This is a genomic window from Nocardia sp. NPDC004582, from assembly GCF_053602115.1.
This window is the reverse complement of record NZ_JBSGCY010000215.1, coordinates 1-7,857: the sequence shown is the minus strand read 5'-3', so window position 1 is coordinate 7,857 and position 7,857 is coordinate 1. Positions and strand designations below refer to the sequence as shown.

The window sequence follows — 7,857 nt, the reverse complement described above, 5'->3', positions numbered from 1 at the left end:
GGGGCCGGAGCGGGCGCGGGAGCCGGGGCCGGGGCGGCCGCGGGAGCGCCGCTGCCGATGACACCCAGCTGACCGCCGACGGCGATCACGTCGTCCTCCTGCGCGGAGATCTCCAGCAGCGTGCCGGCGACCGGCGACGGGATCTCGGTGTCGACCTTGTCGGTGGAGACCTCGAGCAGCGGCTCGTCCACGGCGACCTGGTCGCCGACCTGCTTGAGCCAGCGGGTGACGGTGCCCTCGGTGACGGACTCACCGAGCTCCGGCATCTTGACCGGGGTGCCGGAGGCGGCAGCGGCGGGGGCGGGCGCGGCGGCCGGAGCCGGGGCGGGTGCGGCGGCGACCGGCTGCGGGGCCGGGGCGGGAGCCGCCGGCGCGGGGGCCGGGGCAGGGGCTGCGGCGGGAGCCGGGGCGGCGGCCGGGGCCGGAGCGGAACCGGCCTCACCGATCACGCCGAGCTCGCCACCGACCTCGATGACATCGTCTTCCTGGGCGACGATCTTCACGAGAACGCCGGCGGCCGGGGACGGGATCTCGGTGTCGACCTTGTCGGTGGAGACCTCGAGCAACGGCTCGTCGACCTCGACCGTGTCTCCCTCCTTCTTCAGCCACCTGGTCACAGTGCCCTCGGTGACGCTCTCACCAAGAGCCGGCATCTGGACGGAGAAGGTCATGTCCGTTGACTCCTCTGACTGCTCGTCGGGTTAAACAGTTCGTCTCTCCGCGGGCGTGGCACCGCGGGTCGCGGTGTCGTCCCGGACGGCCATCGCAGGGGTGATGGCACCGGAGATCCGTGTTGGTTCTTGTTCCAGCCACCCATCCTTGCACTCGTCCGGGTGCGGCGTGTCACAGGGCGGCGGTTGTGCCGACCTCTCTACGCCACATTTCCCGGCGTGAGCGTCGAACGCCACGGCACGAGGGTGAAATAGCGGGATGCCATGACACGTATCACGTTTGCGCCGCCGGGTCCTTCCCGGCGTGCCGCTGACCGGATCCCGCGCCCCCGCCGAGCTCGATATCGCGGGACCCGCTGAGTCGATATCGCGGCCCCGCTGAGTCGATTCTGAAGGGATTCTGTGCAGCTGCTATGGAAATCGCCGATCGTCTGGCGAAGCGGGCGTGAGCTGCGCACTATCGAAGTATCCGGCGGTTTTCCGAAGCCGGAGAGGAGGTTGACGGGAATGGGTTTCCTGGATCTGTTCGGGCGCGGCGGCAGCGCGCGCCGAGGCGAGGCCGATCCGGCCGACATGGCCCATCTCGCGGCCTGGACGCGAAACCATTACGGCGTGGAGGCTTTCGTCGAGCCGCGCACCACGGTCACCGATGTCACGGTGCTGCTGGTCGCGCACGACGGCGAATGGACCCGCCGCGTGGTCGGCGAACGCGGAGCGCAGCGCCTCTCGGGCGCCCTCGGTATCCCGGTCTACGACGCCCGCCGCGTCGGCTACCCCCAGCGCATGCGCGACTACGAGGCTCGCCGCCGCATCCTGGAACGCCGCACCGCCCAATGGGCTTGAGCCCGCGGACCCTGGGCCGCAAGATGTGCGGCGACACGCGCACCGGCGCTGTGCGCCAACGCGAACGCCCGCCACCGCCGAAGCGGGGCGGGCGTTGCTCGACTCTTCACGCGCCGTCGACGCGCGTCGCGGTTACTCCGCGGCGATGTCCTCGAGCGTGGCGATCAGCGTGCGCACCGGGACACCGGTGCCGCCCTTGCCGATGTAACCGAACGGTCCGCCGGTGTTGTAGGCCGGACCCGCGACATCCAGGTGCGCCCACTGCACGCTCTCGGACACGAACTCCTTGAGGAACAACCCCGCCGACAGCATGCCGCCCCAGCGGTGCGGTGCGACGTTCTGCAGATCCGCGATCTTGGAGTTCAGGTCGGCGCGCAGTTCCGCGGGAAGCGGCATGGCCCAGGCGTTCTCGCCGACGCCCTGCGAGATGCGCGCCACCCGGTCCCGGAACACCTCGGTGCCCATGACGCCCGGGGTGCGGGTGCCCAGCGCCACCATCTGCGCACCGGTGAGGGTGGCGACGTCGATGATGTAGTCCGGCTCGTCCTCGCCCGCGCGCACCAGCGCGTCGGCCAGGATGAGGCGTCCCTCGGCGTCGGTGTTGATCACCTCGACGGTGGTGCCGCCGTACTGGGTGAGCACGTCGCCGGGTCGCTGCGCGGTGGCCGAGGGCATGTTCTCGGCCATGGGCACGGTGGCGATGACGGTGACCGGCAGGCTCAGTCGCGCCGCCAGCAGCGTGGTGGCGATGACCGCCGCCGCGCCGCCCATATCGGAGGTCATGTTCTCCATGGACTGCGCGGGCTTGATGGAGATGCCGCCGGTGTCGAAGGTGATGCCCTTGCCGATCAGCGCCACCTTGGGGTCGCCGCCCGGGTAGGTGATGCGGATCAGCCGCGGCGGCCGCGAGGAGCCCTTGCCGACGCCGAGAATGCCGCCGTAGCCGTGGGATTCGAGTTCGGTCTCGTCGAGGATCTCGACCTGGAGACCGGCCGCCTTGGCCAGTTCGGCCGCGCGGTTGGCGAATTCGGCCGGGAACAGGTCACTGGGCGGGGTGTTCACGAAATCGCGTGCGGTGGCGACGGCTTCGGCGATGGCCTGCGCCCGGAACAGCTCCTCTTCGCCGAATCCCGGTGCGGGCACCAGGAATTCGACCCGCTGCACCGGCTGGTCCTCGGACTTGGGCGCGCTCTTGGCGGACTTGAACGCGGTGAACTGGTACGCGCCCAGGTAGAACCCCTCGGCGGCGGCGCCCAGATCCAGGCCCGACAGGGTGGTGACCGCGGTAGTCACCCCGGTCAGCGCCCGCCCGGCCGCACCGGCCGACTTGCGCACCTGCTCGGCGTCGAGCTTGTCGGCCGCCCCGAGCCCGACCGCCAGCACGAAGTCCACGCCCAGCCCGGCGGGCGCGGGCACCTTGGTGACCTCCTCGCCCTTACCCTTGGCCCCGACCGCCCGCAGTGCGCTCAGCAGGGCGTCGCGGGTGTCGCCGTCCAGCACATCCTCGAAGGCGTCGGCGGGCGCGATGACCGGCCCGTCCTCCGACGAGGTGAGTCCGATGACCAGGACATCGGCCTCACCGATGCCCTCGGTGCGAACGAGTTCCGGCCCGAGCGAACGATCTGCAACAGCTGTCATAGCTGCCACGTTACTGCGCCGCCCCGGCCGCGGCCGGTTGGGCGCGAACCGCGTCGATACGGCCTGGTTCCGCCGGGGCGCCCGGCGCGCGCTGACCGCCCGGCGAATTCGCGGAAAACCTCTGGTCGGGACCGGTTTTCGTCAACAGTCCTCGACGTCCGTTTCGCCCGATTTCCAGCTCTTCGAGCCCTCGTCCTCCCTACCCTGGAATCGACGGGCGCGCGGGAGGTTCCAGTGGCGAAGGCGAGATTCCAGCGGACGAAGCCGCATGTCAATGTCGGCACCATCGGCCATATCGACCACGGCAAGACCACGCTCACCGCGGCCATCACCCGGGTCCTGCACGACCGATACCCGGACCTGAACCCCTTCACCCCCTTCGAGGCCATCGACAAGGCCCCCGAAGAACGCCAGCGCGGCATCACCATCTCCATCGCGCACGTCGAATACCAAACGGAGAACCGGCATTACGCGCACGTCGACTGCCCCGGGCACGCCGACTACATCAAGAACATGATCACCGGCGCCGCCCAGATGGACGGCGCGATCCTGGTGGTCGCCGCCACCGACGGGCCGATGCCGCAGACCAAGGAGCACGTGATCCTGGCCCGGCAGGTCGGCGTCCCGAAAATCGTGGTGGCGCTGAACAAATGCGACATGGTCGAGGACGAGGAGATCCTGGAGCTGGTCGAACTCGAGGTGAGCGAGCTGCTCAGCGAGTACGAGTTCGACGGCGACAACAGCCCCATCGTGCGCGTCTCCGCCTTCCAGGCGCTGGCCGACCCGGCGGGGGAGTGGGGCGCGACGATCACCGAACTGCTGGCCGCCGTGGATGACTGGATCGATACCCCCGCCCGCGAGGTGGAGAAACCGTTCCTCATGCCGATCGAGGACGTCTTCACCATCACCGGCCGCGGCACGGTCGTCACCGGTCGCATCGAGCGTGGCGTGCTGAAGGTCAATGCCGAGGTCGAGATCGTCGGCATCCGCCCGAAGACCACCAAGACCACGGTCACCGGCATCGAGATGTTCCGGAAACTCCTCGATGAGGGCCAGGCGGGCGAGAACGTGGGCCTGCTGCTGCGCGGCGTGCGCCGCGAGGACGTGGAACGCGGCCAATGCGTCATCAAACCGGGTTCGGTCACCCCGCACACCCGGTTCGAGGGCCAGGCGTACATCCTCTCCAAGGAGGAGGGCGGCCGGCACACCCCGTTCTTTGACAACTACCGCCCCCAGTTCTACTTCCGCACAACCGATGTCACCGGCGTGGTGACCCTGCCGAAGCAGGTGGAGATGGTGCTGCCCGGGGACAACGTCTCCATGGAAGTCGTGCTGATCCAGCCGATCGCCATGGAAGTCGGCCTCAAATTCGCCATCCGCGAGGGCGGCCGGACCGTCGGCGCGGGCCAGATCACCAAGATCCTGAAATAGCCCGCGCGACCGCTAACCCATCTCCTCCAGCGCCTTGCCCTTGGTCTCGGGAACGAACCGGAGCACGAACGGAATCGAGAGCAGCGCGAACGCCGTGTAGATGACGTACGTCCCCGACAGATTCCAATCCGCGAGGCTGGGGAAGCTGGCCGTGATGACCCAGTTGGCGATCCACTGCGCCGACGCCGCCACACCCAGCGCGGCCGCGCGCAGCTTGTTCGGGAACATCTCGCCCAGCAGCACCCACACCACCACACCCCACGACAGCGCGAAGAACAGCACGAAGCAGTGCGCCGCGACCAGCGCCACGATGCCCTGCGCGTGCGGCAGCGACACGCTCTCGCCGGACCCGGTCTTGGCCGAGAACGCCCACGCCTCCAACCCCAGCGCGACGGCCATGCCCGTGGAGCCGATGAGCGCCAGCGGTTTCCGCCCGATCCGGTCGACCAGCAGCATGGCGATGACGGTGCCGACGATATTGATGATCGAGGTGGTGAACGAATAGAAGAACGAGCTGGACGGATCGATGCCGACCGACTGCCACAGCGTCGCCGAGTAGTAGAAGACCACATTGATGCCGACCAGCTGCTGGAACACCGACAGCCCGATCCCGATCCATACCACCGGCAGGAACCCGAACCCCCCGCCCAGCAGATCCTTGAACGTCGACCGGTGCTCGCTGTGCATGGCGAGCTGGATCTGCGCGACCCGGGCGTCCAGGTCCCCTTCGCCGCGCTCGACCTCGGCCAGCACCTGCTTGGCCTTCTCGAGCTTGCCGACCGAGATCAGATACCGCGGCGACTCCGGAATCGCGAAGGAGAACAGCCCGTACAGCCCGGCGGGGATCACCATCACCCCGAGCATCCACTGCCAGGCCTCCAGCCCCCCGAGATTCCCGCGCTGCTCACCGCCCGCCATCTTCAGGATCGCGAAGTTCACCAGCTGCGAGGTCGCGATGCCGATCACGATGGCCGCCTGCTGGAACGAGGCCAGCCGCCCGCGATACGCCGGCGGCGACACCTCGGCGATATACGCGGGCCCGATCACCGAGGCCATCCCGATCCCGATGCCGCCGATGACGCGCCACATGGCCAGATCCCACAGCGCGAACGGCAACGCCGACCCGATCGCGCTCGCCGTGAACAGCGTCGCCGCGATCCGCATCACCCAGATGCGCCCGATCCGGTCCGCGATCCGCCCGGCGATGGCCGCACCCACCGCGCACCCGATCAACGCGATCGCCACCACCTGCGCCAGCGTCGCCGACCCGATGTCGTATCGACCGCGGATGGCCTCGACCGCGCCATTGATGACGGAACTGTCGTATCCGAACAGGAATCCGCCCATCGCGGCCGCCGCGGTGATGAACACGACGTAGACCAGGCTGTCGGCCCCGCGCTCCTGATCGTCCGAGGTTCGCGACCCCACCGATGAATTCACGCCGACTCCTTCGTCCGGACCCGGGCCGTGGGAGCCCGGGCCATCCTCTGCGGGTTCGGCCGAGATGACGCACAAACCCCGTCAGACGGCGTACTTCGACCATTGTTGCCGCCGAGATGGCTGTCAACGGTCAACGCAACGCCGGACCGGTCGCTCGTTCCACAGCACCCGAACACCGGGCTCGGAACCGGGTGGCTGTCCCGCGCCGAGCCTCGCGCTGCCGCTGATCCACATCCTTCGAGCGCTGCCCCGAGCCCCAGCTCAACGCCGCGGCAACCCGGGTATGCGCGGAACCCGCAGCCGCCCCGGCCGATTCGCCCGCGCCGTCTCCCGCGCGAGCGCCTCGGCCGCCAGCTGGTCGGCCAATGCCAGCAACTGCCGCGCCGCGATCACATCACCCCGTTTGGCCGCCTCCACCGCCGCCGACACCGCCTTCGACACCCCGCTCCGATCCGCCTCTGCACCCATACTGCTTGCCCTCCACTCGATTTCCGGTCGGGAGGTATTCGGTGCCGTGATCCCGCGCACTCCTACGACTTCGGGAGGAATCGGAGATTTACGATCGCGGCACGTCTACGTTCGGGGAGGGATCATGGCCGAAGGTAAGGGCAGGGCAGGGGTCGTCGGGGGCGGAATCGGCGGCTTGGCCGCCGCGATCGCACTGCGCGCGGCGGGCTGGGATGTGACCGTCTACGAACGCGCACCCCGGTTCACCGAGGTGGGCGCGGGAATCACCCTCGCGGCCAATGCCTTGAAGGCCCTGGACCTGCTCGGTGTGGGTGAGGCCGTGCGGGCCGGGGCGGTCGCCGACCGCCGCGCCTTCGCCCGCAACCAGCGCGGCCGGGTATTGGTGGATGCCCGCATCAGCGACTTCACCGGTGGCCTCGTCGCCGTACACCGCGCCGACCTGATCGCGATCCTCGCGGCCGCCGTCCCCGCCGAATGCGTCCGCGCGGGCACCCGCGTGACCGCCGTCCACGCCGACGGACGCATCGAAACCGATTCGGATATGGACCAGTACGACCTGATCGTCGGCGCCGACGGCGTCAACAGTGTGGTCCGCACTCAGCTGTGGCCGCAGTCCGGCCCCGTCCACCGCACGGGCATCACCGCCTGGCGCTGGGTCCTCGACACCCCCGCCCCCGACCCGGTCGGCGTGATCATGGGCCGCCACGGCGAAGCCGGCGTAGTTCCCATCACCGGCGACCGCACCTACGTCTTCACTGCCGGCCTCCCGGGCATCGACGATCTCGACTACTTCACCGACTGGCCCGACCCGCTCCCGAAACTGATCGCCGCCACCGACCGGTCGGCGGTAGTCACCGACGAGCTGCTCGAGATCGACGTCCCTCGCCAGCTCTGGAACGGCCGCGCCGTTCTCCTCGGCGACGCGGCCCACGCGATGCGGCCGACCCTCGGCCAAGGCGCGGGCATGGCATTGGAGGATGCCGTCACCCTCGCGGCCTGCGCCCCAGACCTCGCCCGCTACTCCGCGGCCCGCCGCAGCCGAGTCGCCCGAATGAGCTTTCTGTCCAAACATGGCACCCGCATGACCTCCCCGGGCTCGGCGACTCTCGCCGCCTTACGGGACGCCGCATTCCTGGCGATCCCGAACAAAGTCGCGGTAGCGATGTTCCGTTCCAACAGTCGCCGGACCCTCGAAGGCTGGAAGCCCCCGCAACCCTCCGCGTAGTCGCCGGAAAACTGCAGGTAGAGAGGCGATTTGACTTTGGTTCGACGCAACACGTAACTTATTCCAGGTCAGAGCGACACGGACACCGACCCGGAGCCCCAAGGGCCTGGGAAACGAGGTTGGACGAGGAGCGCCTGATGA

General features: G+C 69.1%; 7 protein-coding genes. 3 read left to right on the top strand and 4 right to left on the bottom strand.

Going from position 1 to position 7,857, the window contains the following annotated elements:
- A partial coding sequence (locus ACWELJ_RS32375; protein ID WP_452369883.1) for a biotin/lipoyl-containing protein occupies positions 1-671 on the bottom strand: 671 nt, incomplete at its 3' end.
- 507 nt (positions 672-1,178) lie between these two features.
- Between ACWELJ_RS32375 and ACWELJ_RS32370 the strand changes: the two genes are divergently transcribed.
- Entirely contained in the window at positions 1,179-1,514 is a 336-nt protein-coding gene (locus tag ACWELJ_RS32370; RefSeq protein ID WP_452369882.1) for an oxidoreductase, read from the top strand.
- 132 nt (positions 1,515-1,646) lie between these two features.
- Here the strand turns inward: ACWELJ_RS32370 and ACWELJ_RS32365 are convergent, their stop codons facing one another.
- Positions 1,647-3,152, bottom strand: coding sequence for a leucyl aminopeptidase (locus ACWELJ_RS32365; protein WP_452369881.1), 1,506 nt, complete (start codon positions 3,150-3,152; stop codon positions 1,647-1,649).
- Positions 3,153-3,386: 234 nt separating this feature from the next.
- On the opposite strand from ACWELJ_RS32365, the gene tuf reads away from it, so the two are divergent.
- A complete protein-coding gene (gene tuf / locus ACWELJ_RS32360) occupies positions 3,387-4,583 on the top strand; it encodes an elongation factor Tu (RefSeq protein ID WP_452369880.1) in 1,197 nt (398 codons plus the stop codon).
- Positions 4,584-4,595: 12 nt separating this feature from the next.
- On the opposite strand, the gene ACWELJ_RS32355 is transcribed toward tuf, so the two are convergent.
- Positions 4,596-6,023 (bottom strand): sugar porter family MFS transporter, encoded by a 1,428-nt coding sequence (locus ACWELJ_RS32355; RefSeq protein ID WP_452369879.1) that lies wholly within the window; start codon positions 6,021-6,023, stop codon positions 4,596-4,598.
- A gap of 261 nt (positions 6,024-6,284) precedes the next feature.
- Positions 6,285-6,491 (bottom strand): hypothetical protein, encoded by a 207-nt coding sequence (locus ACWELJ_RS32350; protein ID WP_452369878.1) that lies wholly within the window; start codon positions 6,489-6,491, stop codon positions 6,285-6,287.
- Positions 6,492-6,615: 124 nt separating this feature from the next.
- Here ACWELJ_RS32350 and ACWELJ_RS32345 point away from each other — a divergent pair, with 124 nt between their 5' ends.
- Entirely contained in the window at positions 6,616-7,716 is a 1,101-nt protein-coding gene (locus ACWELJ_RS32345; protein WP_452369877.1) for an FAD-dependent monooxygenase, read from the top strand.
- The last annotated feature ends 141 nt before the right edge of the window (positions 7,717-7,857 follow it).

Excerpts from the sequence above, each read along its gene's own strand:
- ACWELJ_RS32370 (WP_452369882.1), top strand. The coding sequence starts at position 1,179 with ATGGGTTTCCTGGATCTGTTCGGGCGCGGCGGCAGCGCGCGCCGAGGC.
- ACWELJ_RS32365 (WP_452369881.1), bottom strand. The coding sequence starts at position 3,152 with ATGACAGCTGTTGCAGATCGTTCGCTCGGGCCGGAACTCGTTCGCACC.
- ACWELJ_RS32350 (WP_452369878.1), bottom strand. The coding sequence starts at position 6,491 with ATGGGTGCAGAGGCGGATCGGAGCGGGGTGTCGAAGGCGGTGTCGGCG.
- ACWELJ_RS32345 (WP_452369877.1), top strand. The coding sequence starts at position 6,616 with ATGGCCGAAGGTAAGGGCAGGGCAGGGGTCGTCGGGGGCGGAATCGGC.